Here is a 19,312-nt window from a genome sequence, read left to right on the forward strand (position 1 = left end):
TTCTCCGTTTTCTAGGCTTATTGTTCGTTCATGCCGCGGCGGATCTGATCCGTCAGCGGCTTGGTGAGATAGTTCATCAAGGTCCGCTCGCTGGTCTGGATCAGCACTTCCGCAGGCATGCCGGCTTGCAGCTTGCGCCCTTGAAGCTTCTTCATCTCCTCGGGCGGCGTTTCGACCTGAACACGGAAATAGGGCGGTCGATTGTTCGACTCGATCCGATCACCCGATCGGGATACGACCTTGCCCATGATGACCGGTGTCGTGCGCAGATCCAGCGCGGAGAAGCGGACTTCGGCTATTTGTCCGATGGACACGTTATCGATGTCGAGCGGCGACACTTGCGCTTCGACCAGGAACTCACCCTCCTTGGGGGCAATTTCCATCAGCACTTCGCCCGGCGAAATGACGCCTCCGACCGTGGTGACGACGAGATTCTGCACCGTGCCGCTCTGAGGCGCAACGATATCCAAGCGCTTCGAGATGTCATTGGCCACAAAGACCTGCTGCTGAAGATCGGCAGCGCGAGACTCGGCCGTGCGCAGCTGCGAGACAACATCCTCGCGGAACTGCTGCTGCGTCTGAATGATCTGCATCTGCGCTTCGGAAATCTGCTGCTGGGCACGACCGATCTGGGCGGTCACATCGCCGATTTCACCGTCGAGCTGAGCCGAACCGCGCTGCAGTTCCAGAACGCGAGACTTGTTCATCAAGCCCTTGCGCAGAAGGCTTTCCAGAGACTTCAATTCCTCGCGGATCAGTTTGACCTGTGTCTCGCGCGATTCCTTCTGGGCCTTCAAACCATCGATCGTGCGCTGGAGCTGGGTGATCTTCTGCTGCAGGAGATCGACAGTGCCAACCAGCGTCTTGCGCCGCTCGTTGAATTCCTGCTGCTGACCGGCCAGAATTTCCTGAACCTTCGGCTCGGTGTCGCGCGCTTTGAGCTCGGCCGGGAAGGAAATGTTCTCCTGTCCGCTTTGCTCGGCGATGAGGCGCGCCTGCAAGGCAAGCTGCGTATCCAGCTGAGTGCGCAGACGCACGACGGCTGCATTGGCCTGTGTCTCGTCCAGCGTGATCAGAACATCTCCGGCATGCACCTCCTGTCCCTCGCGGACATGGAGGGATTTGATGATGCCGCCTTCCAAATGCTGAATAGCGCGCCGTTTGCCTTCGAGCGTGACCGTACCTTGAGCCGTCACGGCGCTGGCGAGGGGGGCGGTCGAGGCCCAGACGCCGGCGCCGAAAAAGGTCACGCCGATGATCACGAGACCCGCGATGATGGGGCCTCGTGCGGATATCGGCGCGGAGATGTCTTGAATCTCGTGGAGGTCGCGCTCCTCGCTCTTCTTCAGAAGGCGCGACAAAGGTCCGGAAAGGCCCCGCTTGGACTTCAAAGCCGGAAGCGCGCTTTCCACAGATTGCATGGATCCATCGGTCATGCGCTTTGCCTTTCTGGCATTTTCGTCGAAATCGGAGCGGCGCCACGGGAAGAAGCGTGACGCCTGAGAAGAGGCAGGCGAGCCTGCTCAGCCGTCAAGCGTTCGCACGCGTCATATGGGTGACCTGCCCCATCGGCTGCGCCACGGGAGCAGGGCCGCCCGCGCGGGGGTTCAGACGTTCGATCACGTCTGCGGCCGGACCATACATGGTCAGCGTGCCGCCGGTGAAGACGGCCAGCTTGTCGACTTCGTTCAGCAAAGATGCGCGATGGCTGATGACGATGACCGTACGCTTCTCGGATTTGGCGATCCGCAGGGCTTGGGCCAGAGCGGCTTCGCCATAACTGTCGAGGCTCGAGTTCGGCTCGTCGAGAATGATGATTTTCGGATCGCCATAAAGAGCGCGTGCCAGGCCGATCCGCTGGCGCTGACCGCCGGAGAGCGAACGCCCGCCTTCGCCGATCTTGGTATTGTAGCCGTCTGTCAGCTGCAGGATCATCTCATGCACGCCCGCCTTTTGAGCGGCCTTCACCACTGCGTCGGCATCGACCGAGGTGAAACGGGCAATGTTCTCGGCAATCGTGCCGGAAAAGAGTTCGACGTCCTGCGGAAGATAACCGATATGCGGACCCAGCAGTTCGGCATGCCAGTTATCGATATCTGCGCCATCAAGACGGACATGCCCGCTAAGCGGCAGCCAAACACCTGTCAAGGCACGCGCAAGGGTCGACTTGCCCGCGCCGGACGGACCGATCACACCGATCACCTCGCCGGGCATGATCTGCATGTTGACGCTCTTCAACGTGGCAGCGTTCGTGCCCGGAGGAGCAACGACGAGCTGCTCGAGGGTGATCGCACCGGTCGGGGTCGGGAGCGGCATCTTCTCCGGCTCGGCCTGAGTGTTCTCGAACATCTTGGTAAGCCGGTCATAGGCCGAGCGTGTGGCCATGAACCCTTTCCACTGCGCGACAGCGCCTTCCACCGGTGCCAGCGCGCGGCCCATCATGATCGACGAGGCGATCATGGCGCCCGGCGTCACCTCGGACTCCAGAACGAGATAGGCACCGACGCCCAGAATGGCGATCTGCAGAACCGTACGGACGAACTTCGAGGTCGCCAGGATCAGACCCGCGCGGTCACTCGCCTGCGCCTGGAGGCCAAGCGCGCGGTCGTGCAACGAACTCCAGCGACCGCTAATGGACTTCATCATGCCCAGCGCATGGATGATTTCGACATTGCGCAAGGTCGTAGAAACATACTGATTGGCGCCGATCGAGGCGACGGAGGCATCCTTGAGATAGCGACGCGTCATCAACTCATTGGCGAGCGCCAGTCCAAAGATCGAGACCGCACCGATCGTGGCCACGACGCCGATCCAAAAATGGATCATGTAGCAGACGGCCAGGAAGATCGGCATCCAGGGTGCGTCGCAGAAGGTGATGATACCGCCGCCCGTCAGGAACTCGCGAAGCGTGTCGAGATCGCGCACCGGCTGGGAATAGCCGCCGCTTGGCGAACGAAGATGCCCCCGAAACGATGTGGAGAAAACTTTCTGACCGATAAACTTATCAAATCGCGCGCCGGTTCTGACCAGAATACGGGAACGAATGGATTCAAGAGCCGCGTAAACGACCAGCAAAGCGATCGCCAAAAGCGTGACCATGATTAAGGTCACTTCGCTTCGACTGGCCAAGACCCGGTCGTAAACCTGGATCATATACAGAGGGCTGATAAACATCAGCAGATTGATGAAAAAACTAAAAACGATAACGAATATGAAATTCGTTTTGCAAACGGCAAAAGCTCCGCCTAACGCGGATTTCTTATCTGAGATATAAGACACCAACACCCCCGAGCAATGAAAAGATCTGATTTCAGAGAGAAACTAAATTCTTCCCATAGTTTTTCTTCTGCACTGCTTGATAGGTTGTGGGGTTCTCAGAAATTGGAGCGGCAGGTTTCGAGCCGTCATCAGATGCACTTCTCTCATTTGCTCGAACCGAACCTCACAAAGGCTCCAGATGTGACGCCGCTTGGCGCATCCTCTCTCGCTTAACACAAATTGAATGCTTGCAGGAAGCGAGAGGCCCCTGGTTCCTCCGCTTTCGCGGTCTTGAAGGCTGAAATGAGGCGGCCTGTGGGATTCTGCATGGAAACTTGAGGCTTGATCGGTTTCGTTCCGCTAAGAAGACAAGGACCTCCTGCCTGGCAAGGCAGCGCCTCCCGCAAAAGGCTTCAAGCCTGATCTACCAACCCTTCCTCGCCCGCCATCATTTTTGCACTGTAGCTCACGGATGAAGAGTTCATACTTTAGGGGCCTGTCCACCGAATGAAGCCAGAATTTCGGGAAACTGAAACTGTCAGCCGCCTCCGGCAGGAGGGACGGTTTTCGCTCGGGAAGCATTCCTACGGAAATCCGGACGTGCTCTGGTGGGGCGAAGACATTCGACTTTCGATCGGCTCCTTCTGCTCGATCGCCGATGGTGTGACGCTCATCCTGGGCGGAAACCATCGGGACGACTGGGTCACAACATATCCATTCTCCGAGTTTGAAGACTGGCCCAAAGCTCACGCTATCCCTGGGCATCCGGCCAGCAAGGGCGACATCCAGATTGGAAACGATGTCTGGATCGGGAACGGGGCCACGATATTATCCGGCGTGACCATTGGAGACGGCGCGATCGTGGGCGCACGATCCGTGGTTGCGAAGTCCATCCCTCCTTACACGATTGCCGTTGGCAATCCGGCACGCATTATACGTCACCGCTTCAAGCCAGAGATCATCGATAACCTCATAGAGATTGCTTGGTGGAATTGGCCAGAAGACGAGATTTCCGCAGCAACCCCCTACCTTTTGTCGCCTGATATCGAAAGGTTCGTCCTTTACTGCCAATCTCAAAGCAACCCGATCAAAGATTCGGATGCAGCGAAAACCAAAGAAACGCATACAGCGAAAGAATATATTCTAAATTTAATATTCCGCAGCCGTAGATAACATGGCGTAGAAAGGCTAATGGGAGGCCGGACAATCCTAATTTATCTTTTCGACCATGGATACTTTCAAGCTTTCGCAATGCCCGCACCAATGGGCCGGCCTAGGCCTAGATGTTCAGTCCCGGCATTTGCGACGGCGGTACGATGGGCGGCTCGCACCTGACTGTGGTCCTGACCCGTGAAACTGGTCCAGACGGTGTGAGAATTTTCGGGCAGGATTTCTCGGCGAGAGGAGAGAGCCGATGCCCAAGAAGCGGTTCACGAACGAGCAGATCGCCTTTGCCCTGCGGCAGGCGGAGAACGGCACGCTGGTCGGCGAGATTTGCCGGAAGATGGGGATCGCCGAGGCGACGTTCTATCGATGGAAGAAGGTCTATGCCGGGATGGGCGTGTCGGAGATCCGGCGCCTGAAGCAGCTCGAGGAGGAGAACGCCAAGCTGAAGCGGCTGGTGGCCGACCTCAGCCTGGACAAGACGATGCTGCAGGATGCCCTGCAAAAAAAGTGGTGAAGCCCGTCCGGCGCCGCGAGGCAAGTCCGGCACTTCCAGGCGGCGTTCGCCGTGTCGGAGCGCCGAGCCTGCCAGGCCAGCGGCTTTGGACGGGCTTCCCCTCGCTACAAGTCGCGCCGCGATCCGGCACCAGCGCTGCGCATGCGGTTGAAGGATCTGGCCGCGAGCCGGGTGCGCTATGGATATCGACGCCTGCACATCCTGCTCCAGCGCGAGGGCTGGGTGATCAACCACAAGCGCGTGTACCGGCTCTACAGCGAGGAAGGGCTGTCGATCCGCACGCGAAGCCCGAAGCGCCGGCGGTCCTCGCGGTACCGGGTGGGCCGGGCCACGGCGGAGCATGCCAACGAGGTCTGGTCGATGGACTTCGTGTCGGACCGGCTGTTCGACGATCGGCCGTTCCGAATCCTGACCATCCTCGACTGCCATACGAGAGAGGCTCTCGCGACCTGTGCGAGGACGAACTTCCGGGCGTATCAAGTCGCCGAGGAGCTCGACCGGCTCGTTGCCCTTCGCGGCAAGCCGGCGAGCATTCGGGTGGACAACGGCCCAGAGTTCGCCGGTCGGATGCTCGATCAGTGGGCCTACCTGAACAAGGTCGAGTTGGACTTCTCGAGGCCGGGAAAGCTTGACGACAATGCCTTCATCGAAGCCTTCAACGCCCGCCTGCGCAGCGAATGCCTAAACGCCTCCTGGTTCCTGTCCATGGCCGACGCCCGGTCCCGGATCGAGGCCTGGCGGGAGGACTACAACCACCACCGTCCGCACACCAGCTTGGGTAACTTGACCCCGGCCGAGTTCGCGGATCAACTCAGAAGAGCCCGAGAGCTCTCATGACGCCTGGGCCAAAGTCCGGGTCAGGACCACGAGGTAGGCTGGTTACGATAGACTGTTTGCAACCGACCTTTGATCTCATTCCACGCTTTTGTCATCCCGCAGTCCGCTCACGCGACTGGACATGGGGGAGCTGCGGCATTCAATGAGTATGTAACGCCTTCGTCGCCTCTGAAAGGCGGATTCACGATGTCGACCGATCGAAACGAAGATGACATCGAAATATCAATCCACCTTTCCACACATGACCATTCGAGCCGATAGCGTCGCCGGTAGATCGAAGGATTTTGAGAGTTTTAATTGCCGATAAGTTGAAACAAGCCGCGATCCCTGTGACCAGTGGGCTGTTTCAACACAGTCATGACGTCTGAAACGGCGTCAAGATGAACGCTGGCTCGGGTGCACACGAGTTTTGCGATCCTCCCGATATTCAAGCAGTTTGAGGTCGCTACTGCCGAAAAAGCAAGCAGCGACGGGGAAATCACGACTGGACGAGATAGTGGACACCGTCCATCATCTCGGTGTGGCGCGTGGGGGTGACAGATCGGCGTCGCAGATGGCAAAGGGGGTAACGCATGTCCCAGATCGCCGTGCCAGCCGACCTGGTGCTCTCCGTTCGACATCTCACGGTTGACCTTCCGCCGGGCATGGAGCGGCGCCATGCGGTGGAGGATATTTCCTTCGATCTGCCCGCCGGCCAAATTCTCTGCATCATCGGCGAGTCCGGTTCGGGAAAATCCGTGACGGCCAACACGATCATGGGCCTGCTGCCGCCTGCGATCAAAGCCAGCGCCGGCGAAATCCACTTCCAGGGCATCGACATTCTCAAGGCCGGCGAAGCGCAGATGCGCGAGCTGCGCGGGCGCGTCGTCTCGATCATCTTCCAAGACCCGCTCTCGGCGCTCAATCCGCTCATGACGGTCGGCGACCAGATCCTCGAGGTCTTGGAAACGCATCGCCACGGCACAGCCTCAAGCCGCGAGGCCAAGGTTCTGGCGCTGCTGGAAGAGGTCGGCCTGCCCGACCCCGCGCTGATGCGCTTTCAATATCCGTTCCGCCTGTCGGGCGGGCAGCGCCAGCGCGTGATGATCGCCATGGCCCTCGCCCTCGATCCCGACCTTCTGATCGCCGACGAGCCGACCACGGCGCTCGACGTGACGACGCAGGCGCAGATTCTCGATCTGATCCGCAAGATCCAGAAGCGCAAGGGCATGAGCGTCATGTTCATCACCCATGATTTCGGCGTCGTCGCCGAGATCGCCGATCGGGTCGTGGTGATGGAAAAGGGCAAGCTGGTCGAACAGGGACCGGCCGGAGAGGTGCTCATCCATCCCGCGCATCCCTATACGCAGCGCCTGGTGGCCGCCGTTCCGCGTATGCGCGCCAGCGCAGCCGAGATCAGCGCGGACGCGCCCGTGGTGCTGGAGGTGGAGAAGCTTGAGAAGGAATATCGGCTGTCCGGCTCCTTCTTCGGCAAGACGCGCGTGGTCAAGGCGGTGGACGGCGTCAGCTTCCAGCTCCGCCAGGGCCAGACGCTCGGCGTCGTGGGCGAAAGCGGCTCGGGCAAGTCCTCGCTCGGGCGCGTGCTTCTGAAACTCGTGGAGCCGGACGCCGGATCGATCCGCTTCCAGGGTCGGGACATCGCGGGGCTGAGCGAGGAGGCGTTCCGGCCGCTGCGGCCCTATATCCAAATGATCTTCCAAGACCCCTTCGCCTCGCTCAACCCGCGCCATACGATCGGGAGGATCCTGACCGTCGGCCCGGTGGCGCATGGCCTGTCCGTGAGCGAGGCGCGCGCCAAGGCGTTTCGCCTCCTCAAGCTCGTCGGGCTGGACGAGCAGGCCTATGACCGCTTCCCGCACGAATTCTCCGGCGGCCAGCGCCAGCGCGTCGGCATCGCGCGCGCTCTGATGTTCGACCCGCTCGTTCTCGTGGCGGACGAGGCGGTGTCGGCGCTCGACGTGTCGATCCAGGCGCAGATTCTGGAGCTTCTGGACCGGATTCAGAAGGAGACGCAGGTCGCGATGATCTTCATCACCCACGATCTGCGCGTCGCCAGCCAGATCTGCGACGAGGTGATCGTGATGTACAAGGGCGTGGTGGTGGAGCGCGGGCCGCCCACCACGATCTTCCGCGACCCGCAACACGACTATACGCGCAAGCTCGTCTCGGCGATTCCGGGCGCGGACTGGGAGCCGGCGGCCGAAGCCGGCTAGTTCATCGCCGGACGGTTGTTGGCACCAAGGCCGGCGGCCGGAACGCACATCTTGGCCCTTTGAGCCATCTCCCGCCGCTGGCGCCATAGGTGCCGGCGACGCTGCTGTTTTCCATGTAAAAGGCTGATTTTAAATCGAAAATAATACGGTCTTAGTGCCAGAAAATGGTTGCTAATATCCACTATCTGGCCTTTCATAGTGTCATAAAACCGACAAGCGACACGGCCGCCGAGCCCTGACCGTCGCGCAGCAAGGATGCGGCGCGGCAGGGCGGGAGTGCGCGCGCCCGAACCGAGACCGATGAAGACAGCCAAGCCCAAGACACCGCCGCCGACCCTGCCGCAGGACATCAATATCGATGTGCTGGAAGACACGTTGAGCTTCTATATCCGCACGGTGAACCTCGCCGTCTCGCGCGATCTCGACGAGCGTCTGGAAGGGCTGGACGTTGCCAAGGGCACGGGCAAGATCACCACCCTTCTTCTGGTGGACGATTATCCGGGCATCCGCCCCTCCGTGATCGCGCATCTCATCCTCAAGGACCGTTCGGCCATGGGTCGGCTCCTCGACCAGATGGAGGGCCATGGCCTGATCCGCCGCGAGATCTCGCCGGAGGACAACCGCGCCCAGCAGCTCTTCATCACCGAGGCCGGGGCGGCGCTAGCGGTGAAGATCCGCGAGATCGTGCCGCAGCAGTCGCGCGACTTCTTCTCCTTCATCCCCGAGGACGAGCAGAAGCTCGTCACCGACATCCTCAAGCGCGCCTATCGGCGCATCGTGGGCCTCTCATGAGCGATCCCCAAAGTTCCGTCGTGCTCATATCGGGCGCCAGCCGCGGCATTGGCGATCACATCGCCGCCGAGCTTTTGCGCCAGGGCTGGCACGTTTCGCTGGGGATGCGCCGCCCGCTCCTGCCGGCCTGGGCCTCCGGCCATGAGGACCGGGTGCATCTCTTCGCCTACGACGCCGAGGACACGAGCGGCGAGGCGCGCTGGGTGGAGGCGGCGCTCGCTCGCTTCGGGCGGATCGACGCGTTGGTGGCCAATGCCGGCATCATGATCCCCAAGAGCGTGATCGAAGCCGAGGACGAGGACATCGACGCCATGATGGCGGTGAATGTGAAGGCGCCGCGCCGGCTTGCGAAAGCGGCCTGGGATTCTCTCTGCGCCACCGGCCGGGGCCGGGTGATCATTCTCGCCTCGCTGTCCGGCAAGCGCGTCAAGTCACCCGGCGCGGGCAGCTATTCGCTATCCAAATTTGCCGCCGTCGCGCTCGCCCACGCCATCCGGCAGGCGGGCTTCGACCAGGGCGTGCGCGCCACCGCCGTCTGCCCCGGCTTCGTCGCCACCGACATGGCGGCGGCGATCACCGATCGCCCGGCCGAACTCCTGACGCAGCCCGGCGATCTCGCCCGCGTCGTCGCCCTGCTTCTGGCCCTGCCCAACTCCGCCTCGGTCGCCGAATTCGCGGTCAATTGCCAGCTTGAGGAATTCTTCTGATATGCCCGGTCCTTATGTCGTTCCCGTCCATGGCGATGCCGACCTGCCCAAGGCGGTGGATGTCGTCGTCATCGGCGGCGGGATCATCGGAACCTCCACCGCGCTGGAATTGGCCGAGCGGGGCCTGCGGGTCGCGCTCTGCGAGAAGGGCGGGATCGGCCACGAACAGTCCAGCCGCAACTGGGGCTGGGTGCGCATCTCCCGCCGCGACCCGCGCGAAGTGCCGCTGATGGCGGAATCGCTGCGCATCTGGGCCGATCTCAACCGGCGGACGGGGCGCGAAACGGGCTTCAAGCGATCGGGCATCGTCTTCACCTGCACCGACGAGAAATCCTTCGCCGATCATGAGCGCTGGAACCGCAATCTGGAAGGCTACCAGATCGAAAGCCGGATGCTGAGCGCGTCCGAGTTCAACGCCAAATATCCCGGCAATACGATGAAGATCGCCGGCGCGCTCTACACGGCGGGAGACTGCCGCGCCGAGCCGCAGAAGGCCGCGCCCGCCATCGCCGAGGCGGCGCGCGACCGGGGCGCGCATATCCTCACCGAATGCGCGGTTCGGGGCCTGCAACTCTCGGGCGGCAAGGTGTCGGGTGTCGTCACCGAGCGCGGCGAGATCGCCTGCTCCTCCGTGGTGCTGGCGGGCGGGGCGTGGTCCAGCCTCTTCATGGGTAATAACGGGCTGGACCTGCCGCAGCTGAAGGTTCTGAACTCGGTCCTGCGCACCAAGCCGCTGGAAGGCGGACCGGACGAGGCGATCTGGGCGAGCGGCTTTGCCCTGCGCAAGCGCGAGGACGGCGGCTATACGATCGCGGATGGATCGCGCAACGTGGTGGATATCGTTCCCGCCTCCTTCCGCCATGCCGCGAAGTTCATGCCGGCCCTCTCGCATGAGTGGCGCGCGCTGCGCTTCCGGGTCGGCGGGCGCTTCCTGGACGAGGCGCGCCAAGCTCGCCGCTGGGCGCTCGATGAGCCCTCCCCCTTCGAATATAACCGCGTGCTCGATCCCGTGCCGTCCAAGGCCATTTCGGACGCGGCCATGAAGCGCCTGTCGGTCGCCTTTCCGGTGTTCAAGAAAGCCGAGATCGCCCAGCGCTGGGGCGGGATGATCGACGTGACGCCCGATGCCGTGCCCGTCATCGACGCGGTGGACGCGATCCCCGGCTTCCATGTCGCCACCGGCTTTTCCGGCCATGGCTTCGGCATCGGCCCGGCCGCCGGGCGGCTGATGGCCGACATCGTGTCCGGTCGCACGCCGCTGGTCGAGCGGCACGACTTCCGTTTCAGCCGCTTCTCGGACGGCTCGAAGATCGAACTGATCAGCGGTTTCTGAGCGTGCGGCGCGGCGGTTCAGGCTGCCGCGCCGCCCCGAAGAGCATGCCGGCAGGCGACTGCCGCCGGGAGGTCCACCGCCCGCAGAGGCGGATGCAACGATGTGATCCCAAGCCATTCCATCCGACCAAGGGGAACCGACACCATGCCCGACAGCCGTAAGCCATTCCTCACCACCACCCGCCGCCAGGCGCTCGGGCTTCTCGCCTTCGGTGCGTCCGGCCTCGTGACGACCGGCCTGCCCGGCCTCACGCGCGCCGCCTTCGCGCAAGGCGGTCAGGACGCCAAGGGCCAGTTGACGGTGGGCTTCTCGCAGGAGCCCACCGTCTTCAACCCGCATATGCCCCATATCGAGGTCGATGAGGGCATTCACTTCAGCATCTTCGATCCGCTCTTCTATGTCGATGAGAAGGGTGCCTTCGTGGCGGCGCTGGCGGCCGAGGTGCCGACGGTCGAGAATGGCGGCATCTCGGCGGACGGCCTGTCCTGGAAGGTCAAGCTGCGCGACGACGTGAAATGGCACGACGGCACGCCCTTCACCGCCGAGGACGTGAAGTCCACGCTGGAGCTTCTGGTCAATCCGAACTTCCGCTCCTGGCGCAAGACCGGCCATGAGTTCGTGCGCGATTTGACGGTCGTGTCGCCGACCGAGATCACCTGGAAGATGGAAAAGCCCTTCGCGCCCTATCCCTCCATCCTGGCCTCGACCTTCATCACGCCCAAGCACATCCTGGGCGCGGCGGCCGATCCGAACACGGCCCCCTTCAACAACGCGCCCGTGGGCACCGGCCCCTTCAAGTGGAAGCAGCGCGTCGCCGGCGACTATATCCTTCTGGAAGCCAACAAGGACTATTTCGGCGATGGTCCGCATATCGCGACGCTGATCTACAAATACGTGCCCGATCTCAACGTCATGTACACCCAGTTCAAGGCGGGCGACATCGACGTGGCCGGCCTCCAGTGGATTACGCCCGACCACTATGAGGAAGCCAAGACGCTGGAGGGCAAGGTCGTGTCCGTGGTGCCGGGATCGACCATCGAATCCCTGACGCTCAACATGGAGCGCCCGCAGTTCAAGGACCCGAAGGTTCGCGAGGCGCTGTATCACGCGATCGACAAGCAATCGATCATCGACGCGCTGTATTACGGACTGCCGACGCCGACCGAAAGCTACGTTCCGCAGCAATCCTATTACTACAACCCCGACTTGCCGAAGCACGAATACTCCCCAGAAAAGGCCAAGGCCCTGCTGGACGAAGCGGGCTGGGTACCCGGCGCGGACGGTGTGCGCGCCAAGGACGGCGTGAAGCTCGCCTTCACCTGTTCCACGACAGCGGGAAACCACATCCGCGAACAGGTGCAGCAATATATGCAGCAGTCCTTCAAGGATCTGGGCATCGAGATGACGATCTCCAACCTGCCCCCGGCGGTCATGTGGGGCGATTACTGGATGCTGTCCCAGTTCGACAGCGTGATCGTCGGCCTCGACTTCCTGACCGGGCCGGACCCGGACACGTCGGATTTCTTCCGCTCGACCTCCAGCCCCGCCAAGGGCGGCTCGGGCCAGAACAACTGGCAGTTCGCCAACAAGGAAGTGGACGATCTGCTGACGCAGGGCGGCAGCCTCTTCGTGCCGGAAGAGCGCCGCGCGGCCTATTTCAAGATTCAGGAGATCATGCGCCGGGAGCTGCCGCTCCTGCCCCTGTTCCAGTACGCGACGGTGCGCGGCTACAAGCAGGGCGTCGAAGGCGTCGCCTACAATATCAACACCCGCATCGACACCTGGAATGTCGGTCACTGGAGCCTCGCCTGATCAAGTGATCGTCTGATCACGTGATCGGCCGGGCCTTCATGCGAGGCCCGGCCCGCCGAAGCGGCAGCGCGCGCACGAACGCCTAGGTCCGCGCGCTCCCCTCCCGGACGCCCCGCAATCATGCGTCCCGCGCGCAGGACAGACCATCCGCCGATCCGGAGCCAGCCCCATGTTGCCCTATCTCCTGAACCGCCTCTGGCAGAGCCTGATCCTTCTGGTGCTCGTGTCGATCATCGGCTTCGCGGTCCTGAACCTCGCGCCCGGCGGCCCGTTGTCGCAATTCGCGCTCACCCCCGGCATGACGCGCGAGGCGATCGACCGCATCGCCGAGCAGATGGGCCTCAACCGGCCCCTCCCGATCCAGTATCTCGACTGGGGATGGCGTCTCCTCCAAGGCGACTGGGGCACGTCCTACCGCGACCAGCGGCCGGTGCTGGAGATCATCTCCGGGCACCTCTTCGCCACGCTTCTCTTGATGGGCTCGTCCACGCTGATCTCGATCCTCGTCGGCACCTGGATCGGCATCAAGGGCGCGACGAAGCGCTATTCGCTCTTCGACTATGCCGCGACGGTGGGCGCCATGGTGGCGCTGTCGATCCCGACCTTCTGGTTCGGCCTCGTCGCCATCTATGTCTTCGCCTTGAAGCTGAAATGGCTGCCGGTCGGCAGCATGTACACGATCGGCGACCAGTCCTTTTACGACTACGCCATCCACCTGGTGATGCCGAGCCTCGTTCTGGCGCTGGTCAACATCGCGGTGTGGAGCCGCTATATGCGCACCGCGACGCTCGACGTCATCAATCAGGATTTCGTGCGCACGGCCCGCGCCAAGGGTCTGACGCAGCGCCGGGTCCTGATGAAGCATGTGGTGGGCAACGCGCTTCTGCCGATGATCACGCTCGCCGGCCTGCAATTGCCCACCATCCTGGGCGGCGCGCTCGTCACCGAGACCGTCTTCACCTGGCCCGGCATGGGGCGGCTCTTTCTCGATAGTCTCGGCTATCACGACTACCCCGTCGTCATGGGCCTTCTCATGTTCTCCGCCATCCTCGTCCTCGCCGGCAGTCTCATCGCCGACCTTCTGGTCGCGCTCGTCGATCCGCGCATCCGCCTGGGGTGACGCCTGCCCGACGCTCCGTCGCCATCGCTTGAAGGGGTTAGACCATGTCCGCCGCAACGCTTCCCATCGCCGCCGCCGCCCCCTCCCCCCGCTGGTGGCGCAGCCGCACCGTCCGCCGGTTCGCGCGCCACAAGCTGGCGGTGGTGGGCTTGGTCATGATCGCGGTGCTGATCTTCGCCTGCGTGGTCGGCCCGCATCTCCTGCCCTATGACGAACTCTATATCGACCTGCGCGCCCGCTTCGCGCCGCCGCTGACCGGCTACCACATTCTGGGCACCGACCCGCTGGGGCGCGATATCGCCGCCCGGCTGTTCAGCGCGGGGCGCATCTCGCTTCTGGTCGGCTTCTTCGCCATGGTGCTCTCGACGCTGATCGGCACGGTGATCGGCGTCGTCGCCGGCTATTACGGCGGGCGGCTCGGCGCGGTGCTGATGCGCTTCGTGGACGCCTTCCTGTCCTTCCCCTCGATCTTCCTGCTCCTGGCGCTCGCCGCCTTCGTCAAGCCCAGCCCCTTCATGATCACGGTGATCATCGCGGTCACGAGCTGGATGGAGATCGCCCGTCTGGTGGAGGCCGAGGTGCGCTCCTTGCGCGAGCGCGACTTCGTGCTGGCCGCGCGGATGCTGGGCCTGCCCAACGGCTGGATCATGTTCCGCGAGCTTCTGCCCAACGCGGTCGGGCCGATCATCGTGGCGGCGACGCTGACGGTGGCGCGCGCGATCCTTCTGGAGGCCTATATCAGCTTCCTCGGATACGGCATTCAGCCGCCCCTGCCGAGCTGGGGCAACATGCTGAACGGCGCGCAGCAATATCTCGACAAGGCTCCGTGGCTCGCCATCGTGCCGGGTGTCGCGATCACGCTGGCCGTCACCAGCTTCAACTTCATCGGCGACGGGCTGCGCGATGCGCTGGACGCCCGCAGCGACCTCAGCTGACGGGAGGCTCCACCATGGCCCGCTTCTCGCCCTTCGAGGATACGCTCTGGTTCGCCACCGCCAAGCCCGCGCCGCGAACCAACCCGCTGGAGGGTTCCGTCCGCGCCGATGTGTGCATCGTGGGGGCCGGCTATGCCGGGCTGACGACCGCACTGGAACTCGCCAAGGCCGGCGTCGATGTGGTGGTTCTAGAGCGGGAGGAAGCGGGCTTCGGCGGCTCGGGCCGCAATGCCGGCCATTGCACGCCGACCTTCACCCATTACAGCCTGCCCGAACTCAGGCGCATGTTGGGCGAGCCCTGGGCGGAGCGGCTGATCCAGCGTCAGACGCGGGCCAACGACCGCGTGTCCGCAATGATCCGCGACTACCAGATCGACTGCGAATGGGTGCAGAACGGCTATGTGATGGGCGCTCCGCACAAGGGGGCCCTCGCGGAGATCCGGCGCAAGGTCGAGACCTATAACGGCGTCGGCGCGCGCACGCGCTTCGTGGATCGCGACGAGGTGGAAGCCATCACCGGCAGCCCGCGGTTCCACGGCGGCTGGCTGCACGAGGAGGCGGGCCATCTCAACCCGCTCGGCTACGCGAGGGGCCTCGCCCGCGCCGCGATGCAGGAAGGGGCGAAGATCTTCACCGGATCGGCGGCTCTCTCCTGCGAGCGCGAGGCGAGCGGCGGCTGGGCGGTCGGCACGGCGGGCGGGTGCGTCGTGGCCGACAAGGTGATCTTCACGACCGGGGCCTACACGGTCGGCGGTTGGCCGAAGCTCGACCAGACCTTCAAGATCCAGCGCGTCTTCGTCGCGGCCACGCAGGTTCTCTCGCCGGAAACGCGCCAGAGCGTCCTGCCTGATAACACGACGATCCATGACGGGCGCGGCGACATCTACGTCTACAAGTACAATGGCGAGGGGCGCATCGTCTGCTCGATGTTCCCGATGGGACGGCGCGGGCGGGACCTCGCCTACACCAGACAGGTGATGAGCGAGCGCCTGACCTGGCTGCACCCGCAAATTCGCGAGGTAATCCGCTGGGACTATCTCTGGTTCGGCGAGCTGGACATGCAGGTCCGCACCGTTCCCCGGTTTTATGATCTCGCGCCCGGCGTCGTGGCGCTGACCGGGCTTTCGGGCCGGGGCGTGCCGACCGGTTCGATGCTGGGATCGATCCTCTCGGAATGGGCGCTGGGTCAGCCAGAGAGCGAACTAGCGCTGAAGCTGGAGCCGCTCACCGCCGCCCCCGCCTACATGGCCTTCGGCCCCGCGCTGACGCTGCGCTACTACCGCGTGCGCGACAATCTCGCCACACGCTTGTCCGGCGCGGCGCTGCCGCCACACGCCTGACCCCCCTTCACCCAAAGCCTGACAATGCCCCGCGAGGAGACTGCCATGACCATGCCCATCTTCAACATATCCGACGATATCGACCTGACGCCCGCCATGCCGGCACAAGGGCGCGAGGACGGCTCCTATCGCCGTCAGATCTGGCAGGATTCCACCGAGAACGGCACAATCGTCGCCGTCTGGAAGGCCGAGCCCGGCATCTACAACTATCCCGGCCGCGATCTGGAGGAGACCTTCGTCGTGGTGGAAGGCGAGGCTGTCTATTCGCAGGCCGACGAAACGCCCGTGACGATCGGCCCCGGCACCATCGTCAGCATCGCCAAAGGCGTGCCGAGCCGGCTCGAAATCCTGTCGCCGTTCCGAAAGCTGGCGACCGTCATCCCGAAACCCTGAGCGCCTTGCGAGCGCGCCACGCCCTGTTCGGGCTTGAGGCACCCTCGGCCCGATGGGCCTAAAAGTATCCCGTCGGAAGCTGAGCTTTCTTCCGACGGGTCGTTCTCAACCGATCGTCAAGCGGCTTCTTCCAAGCCCTTGCCGACCTTCTCCAGATGTTCGGAAACGGATTTGTCGTCCACGCGACCGGCAACCTTCGCCGTCTTGCTCCCGAGATCGGCTAGGAGCTTCTTGACCGCATCGCCATCCACCTCGTCGGCCTGGAGCTTGGTCTTGAGCGAATGGAGATCGGCTAGAATCCCCTTCGATCCAGACACGTCGACATCCTTCAGCTGCTCTTCCCAATATTCGATCTGATCGACGGCAGCCTTGGCGGCCATGTTCTTGAGGCCAGCCTTGATGGCGTTGTCCAGCTTGGTGAAACGTGCAGGCATGGTGAATCTCCAAAGCGCACTCGCGGCGCGAGAGCGTATGGGCAGCAAACGAATTCGCGGGGCAGTCGATCCTTTCGGAATCCGAATAATAAGAGCTGCCGCCAAAACCTCGCGGGGTCGGCTGGTCGGAGGTTCCGTCCCCAGCTTCAAGACGGCTGGGAGAAGCCGGCTGCGCACCGGCCGGGCCGGGTGGTGCGCGCTCTAGCGAGCGGCCTTGGCCGCGAACCAGAGCACATGTTTTGCTCCACGTCCGCGTCCGGCCTTCACACGCATCTCGTCCACTTGGAAGCCGTTGCGGCCGAGGCGCGTGGTAAAGGCCGGGTCCGGCCCTTGTGACCAGATCCCCAGGATCCCGCCCGGCGTCAGCGCTTGAAGGGCTGCGGCAAGGCCAGCGGGGCCGTAGAGCCGATCATTGCCGCTGTGCGTCAACCCGTCCGGACCATTGTCGACGTCGAGGAGAATGGCATCGTAAGCACCGCGGGCCCGGCCGATCGTGTCCGCTACATCTTCCACCGCGATGTCGACGCGGGGGTCGGACAGACTGTCCCCGAAGACATCGGCCATCTCCGCCCGCGCCCAGTCGACGACGCCCGGTACGAGTTCGGCAACGGTGACGCGGGCATCCGGCAGGAGGCTCGCCAGCGCCGCACGAAGCGTAAAGCCCATGCCGAGGCCGCCGATCAGGACACGCGCCCCCGTGCGCGGGCCGATCCTCTCTGCCGCCAGCGTGGCCAGGGCCTCCTCCGAGCCGCTGAGGCGGCTGTTCATCAGTTCGGTCCCGCCGATCATGATGGAATATTCCGTACCGCGCCGCATGAGACGCAATTCGCCGCCGCCCGGAATGGGCGCTGTGCCGAGCGGCACCCAGGGGATCAACGTTCCGCCCTTTCGGAAAGAGCGCCTCGGCACTCAGCTTCGGCAATGCAAGGAGGAGGGGTCATGAATAGGCTCGCTGTAGCATTTGGAAGCTGACTGGTAACGTGCAGGCGGAAAGCCGGCGAGAGATTTTGCCGTCAAACGGGACGATCATCGCCGCCGAGGTCGGAGGTCTCGGTCAGAGTTCCCGAAAACGGACCAGAAAGCTCTGCCGGACTGACCGGCGCAACGCCAGCCGGCCCAAAACATCATGCTTTTGTGGCCTCCGTTTCCTTCGGCCCAGTTTCTCGCCTCTCCATGCTTTCATCGCGCGTCCGCTGGATCGTCTGCCGGCTGAGACTTTGGTCGCGGGAGAGCTTCGCGACTGCCCCTTCTCCAACGTCTCACGGGCTGTCTGCTTGCGTGCATTCGTCAGGCTTCGTCGACGCCTCAGGATCCTGCCCTGCTCCCTTTCACGCATCAGCCCCGCATGGATGCGCGCGATCAGAAGGCCCTCCAGGAAAGCCTGGCAGTTCGCGAACTGATCGAACGAAAAGCCCTCTTTCCAAAGCAGGCTTCCATCGACGTCTTCGGTTTCAAGGGCAACAGACCTGCCTGCCCAACGATTGGACATGTGGGATCATCATGCTCGATCCTTGAGCGGCACAGGCAGATTTCCCTTAAATACCTACCCCACAGGATAGGTTGGGAATGGTTTTACCTAACCCAAACCTATCCCGATTTTGTCCTAACCTATCCCTCAACCCCATTTCGGATCGCTCGCAAGTCTCGCAACATCGATGCATCGAACAGGAGGCCTGCATGATCGATCGGCCCATTCATGTCCGCATCGTCTCCCCCATCACGGCCCGCAACTTCCGCCCGCCCGCCGTGCTGGAAGCGCTCGGTGGCCTGGGCCTGAAGGTCAGCGGCTCGCAGATCGAAGAGGGGCCGGCGTCGATCGAGAGCGAATTCGAGACCGCCATCTGTGCGCCCGACACGATCCGCCGGATCGTGGAGGCGGAACGCGAGGGTGTCGACGCCGTGGTGATCGACTGCATGGCCGACCCGGCCTTGCGCGCCGCGCGCGAAATGGTGCGCATTCCGGTGATCGGACCGTCTCAGGCGGCCATGCATGTTGCCGCGATGCTCGGCCATCGCTTCTCGGTCGTCACGGTGATGCGCCGACTGCGCGCACAGTTCGAAAACGCCGCCGCGCTCAATGGCCTGGCGTCGCGCATGGCATCGGTGCGCTCCGTCGATATCCCGGTCCTCGCCTTGGAAGACGATCTCGACGCCACGCAGCGTCTCCTCGTGGAACAAGCGCGGCTCGCGGTGGAGAAGGATGGTGCGGAAGCCGTGATCTTCGGATGCACGGGGTTGCTCGGCTGCGCCGGCGCGGTGCGCGCGGGGCTCCTCGCCGGTGGGATCGACATTCCCGTCATCGACCCGATCCCCAATGCGGTCCATATCGCGGCCGCCCTCGCGCGCTCAAACCTGACCCACAGCGCGCTGACCTATCCCCCACCGCCCGAGAAGGACGTCGCGGGCTTCGAAGCGCTTCGCGCCAGCTTGGCCGCAGCGTCGCAATGAGCGGGGTCA

The 19,312-nt window shown here is 63.3% G+C and carries 16 protein-coding genes and 1 pseudogene; 12 read left to right on the forward strand and 5 right to left on the reverse strand.

Going from position 1 to position 19,312, the window contains the following annotated elements; genetic code table 11:
- Positions 1-17: 17 nt before the first annotated feature.
- Complete coding sequence (locus AUL28_RS17065; protein WP_062234903.1) at positions 18-1,436, reverse strand: HlyD family type I secretion periplasmic adaptor subunit; 1,419 nt, start codon at positions 1,434-1,436, stop codon at positions 18-20.
- Positions 1,437-1,530: 94 nt separating this feature from the next.
- Positions 1,531-3,279 carry a type I secretion system permease/ATPase gene (locus AUL28_RS17070; protein ID WP_244493557.1) on the reverse strand — a complete coding sequence of 583 codons (1,749 nt, stop codon included), beginning with the start codon at positions 3,277-3,279 and terminating at the stop codon, positions 1,531-1,533.
- Positions 3,280-3,765: 486 nt separating this feature from the next.
- On the opposite strand from AUL28_RS17070, the gene AUL28_RS17075 reads away from it, so the two are divergent.
- From AUL28_RS17075 to AUL28_RS17130, 11 genes and pseudogenes are all read left to right on the forward strand, one after another.
- The gene (locus AUL28_RS17075) at positions 3,766-4,431 is read left to right on the forward strand and encodes a CatB-related O-acetyltransferase (protein WP_082640531.1); all 666 of its coding nucleotides are present in this window, start codon (positions 3,766-3,768) and stop codon (positions 4,429-4,431) included.
- A 241-nt stretch (positions 4,432-4,672) separates the two neighbouring features.
- A pseudogene (locus AUL28_RS17085) lies at positions 4,673-5,776 on the forward strand (IS3 family transposase).
- A gap of 572 nt (positions 5,777-6,348) precedes the next feature.
- Positions 6,349-7,989: an ABC transporter ATP-binding protein gene (locus AUL28_RS17090; RefSeq protein WP_062234912.1), complete on the forward strand. Its 1,641-nt coding sequence runs from the start codon at positions 6,349-6,351 to the stop codon at positions 7,987-7,989.
- Between the two features lie 300 nt (positions 7,990-8,289).
- Positions 8,290-8,781 (forward strand): MarR family winged helix-turn-helix transcriptional regulator, encoded by a 492-nt coding sequence (locus AUL28_RS17095; RefSeq protein ID WP_058635006.1) that lies wholly within the window; start codon positions 8,290-8,292, stop codon positions 8,779-8,781.
- A complete protein-coding gene (locus AUL28_RS17100) occupies positions 8,778-9,488 on the forward strand; it encodes an SDR family NAD(P)-dependent oxidoreductase (protein WP_062234915.1) in 711 nt (236 codons plus the stop codon). The genes AUL28_RS17095 and AUL28_RS17100 overlap by 4 nt, the downstream gene beginning before the upstream one ends.
- Before the next feature lies 1 nt (position 9,489).
- Positions 9,490-10,821, forward strand: coding sequence for an NAD(P)/FAD-dependent oxidoreductase (locus AUL28_RS17105; RefSeq protein WP_062234918.1), 1,332 nt, complete (start codon positions 9,490-9,492; stop codon positions 10,819-10,821).
- Positions 10,822-10,965: 144 nt separating this feature from the next.
- On the forward strand, positions 10,966-12,633 hold the full coding sequence (locus AUL28_RS17110) for a peptide ABC transporter substrate-binding protein (RefSeq protein ID WP_062234921.1): 1,668 nt from the start codon (positions 10,966-10,968) through the stop codon (positions 12,631-12,633).
- A gap of 169 nt (positions 12,634-12,802) precedes the next feature.
- Entirely contained in the window at positions 12,803-13,753 is a 951-nt protein-coding gene (locus AUL28_RS17115) for an ABC transporter permease (RefSeq protein ID WP_058635010.1), read from the forward strand.
- Positions 13,754-13,797: 44 nt separating this feature from the next.
- Positions 13,798-14,688 carry an ABC transporter permease gene (locus tag AUL28_RS17120; RefSeq protein ID WP_062234924.1) on the forward strand — a complete coding sequence of 297 codons (891 nt, stop codon included), beginning with the start codon at positions 13,798-13,800 and terminating at the stop codon, positions 14,686-14,688.
- Between the two features lie 14 nt (positions 14,689-14,702).
- The gene (locus AUL28_RS17125; protein ID WP_062234928.1) at positions 14,703-16,028 is read left to right on the forward strand and encodes an NAD(P)/FAD-dependent oxidoreductase; all 1,326 of its coding nucleotides are present in this window, start codon (positions 14,703-14,705) and stop codon (positions 16,026-16,028) included.
- Between the two features lie 45 nt (positions 16,029-16,073).
- Complete coding sequence (locus AUL28_RS17130) at positions 16,074-16,421, forward strand: cupin domain-containing protein (RefSeq protein ID WP_062234931.1); 348 nt, start codon at positions 16,074-16,076, stop codon at positions 16,419-16,421.
- Positions 16,422-16,537: 116 nt separating this feature from the next.
- Here AUL28_RS17130 and AUL28_RS17135 read toward each other — a convergent pair whose 3' ends face one another.
- The 3 genes from AUL28_RS17135 to AUL28_RS17145 all read right to left on the reverse strand — a co-directional run bounded on the left by AUL28_RS17135 (position 16,538) and on the right by AUL28_RS17145 (position 18,344).
- Complete coding sequence (locus AUL28_RS17135) at positions 16,538-16,855, reverse strand: hypothetical protein (RefSeq protein ID WP_082640532.1); 318 nt, start codon at positions 16,853-16,855, stop codon at positions 16,538-16,540.
- A 201-nt stretch (positions 16,856-17,056) separates the two neighbouring features.
- Positions 17,057-17,731, reverse strand: a complete 675-nt coding sequence (locus AUL28_RS17140; protein WP_062234935.1) for a hypothetical protein — start codon at positions 17,729-17,731, stop codon at positions 17,057-17,059.
- A 178-nt stretch (positions 17,732-17,909) separates the two neighbouring features.
- Positions 17,910-18,344, reverse strand: a complete 435-nt coding sequence (locus AUL28_RS17145; protein WP_062234937.1) for a hypothetical protein — start codon at positions 18,342-18,344, stop codon at positions 17,910-17,912.
- 188 nt (positions 18,345-18,532) lie between these two features.
- Here AUL28_RS17145 and AUL28_RS17150 point away from each other — a divergent pair, with 188 nt between their 5' ends.
- The gene (locus AUL28_RS17150; protein ID WP_062234940.1) at positions 18,533-19,303 is read left to right on the forward strand and encodes an aspartate/glutamate racemase family protein; all 771 of its coding nucleotides are present in this window, start codon (positions 18,533-18,535) and stop codon (positions 19,301-19,303) included.
- Positions 19,304-19,312 lie beyond the last annotated feature (9 nt).

Origin of the sequence: Aureimonas sp. N4 (assembly GCF_001463925.1) — a bacterium.
In the GTDB taxonomy this organism is placed as follows: Bacteria; Pseudomonadota; Alphaproteobacteria; order Rhizobiales; family Rhizobiaceae; genus Aureimonas; species Aureimonas ureilytica_A.

What these genes read in the sequence shown, in the direction of transcription:
- AUL28_RS17115 (WP_058635010.1), top strand. Translation starts at nt 12,803, where the DNA reads ATGTTGCCCTATCTCCTGAACCGCCTCTGGCAGAGCCTGATCCTTCTG.
- AUL28_RS17150 (WP_062234940.1), top strand. Translation starts at nt 18,533, where the DNA reads ATGATCGATCGGCCCATTCATGTCCGCATCGTCTCCCCCATCACGGCC.
- AUL28_RS17135 (WP_082640532.1), bottom strand. Translation starts at nt 16,855, where the DNA reads ATGCCTGCACGTTTCACCAAGCTGGACAACGCCATCAAGGCTGGCCTC.
- AUL28_RS17100 (WP_062234915.1), top strand. Translation starts at nt 8,778, where the DNA reads ATGAGCGATCCCCAAAGTTCCGTCGTGCTCATATCGGGCGCCAGCCGC.
- AUL28_RS17065 (WP_062234903.1), bottom strand. Translation starts at nt 1,436, where the DNA reads ATGACCGATGGATCCATGCAATCTGTGGAAAGCGCGCTTCCGGCTTTG.
- AUL28_RS17120 (WP_062234924.1), top strand. Translation starts at nt 13,798, where the DNA reads ATGTCCGCCGCAACGCTTCCCATCGCCGCCGCCGCCCCCTCCCCCCGC.
- AUL28_RS17130 (WP_062234931.1), top strand. Translation starts at nt 16,074, where the DNA reads ATGACCATGCCCATCTTCAACATATCCGACGATATCGACCTGACGCCC.
- AUL28_RS17090 (WP_062234912.1), top strand. Translation starts at nt 6,349, where the DNA reads ATGTCCCAGATCGCCGTGCCAGCCGACCTGGTGCTCTCCGTTCGACAT.
- AUL28_RS17125 (WP_062234928.1), top strand. Translation starts at nt 14,703, where the DNA reads ATGGCCCGCTTCTCGCCCTTCGAGGATACGCTCTGGTTCGCCACCGCC.
- AUL28_RS17110 (WP_062234921.1), top strand. Translation starts at nt 10,966, where the DNA reads ATGCCCGACAGCCGTAAGCCATTCCTCACCACCACCCGCCGCCAGGCG.
- AUL28_RS17105 (WP_062234918.1), top strand. Translation starts at nt 9,490, where the DNA reads ATGCCCGGTCCTTATGTCGTTCCCGTCCATGGCGATGCCGACCTGCCC.
- AUL28_RS17095 (WP_058635006.1), top strand. Translation starts at nt 8,290, where the DNA reads ATGAAGACAGCCAAGCCCAAGACACCGCCGCCGACCCTGCCGCAGGAC.
- AUL28_RS17075 (WP_082640531.1), top strand. Translation starts at nt 3,766, where the DNA reads ATGAAGCCAGAATTTCGGGAAACTGAAACTGTCAGCCGCCTCCGGCAG.
- AUL28_RS17145 (WP_062234937.1), bottom strand. Translation starts at nt 18,344, where the DNA reads ATGTCCAATCGTTGGGCAGGCAGGTCTGTTGCCCTTGAAACCGAAGAC.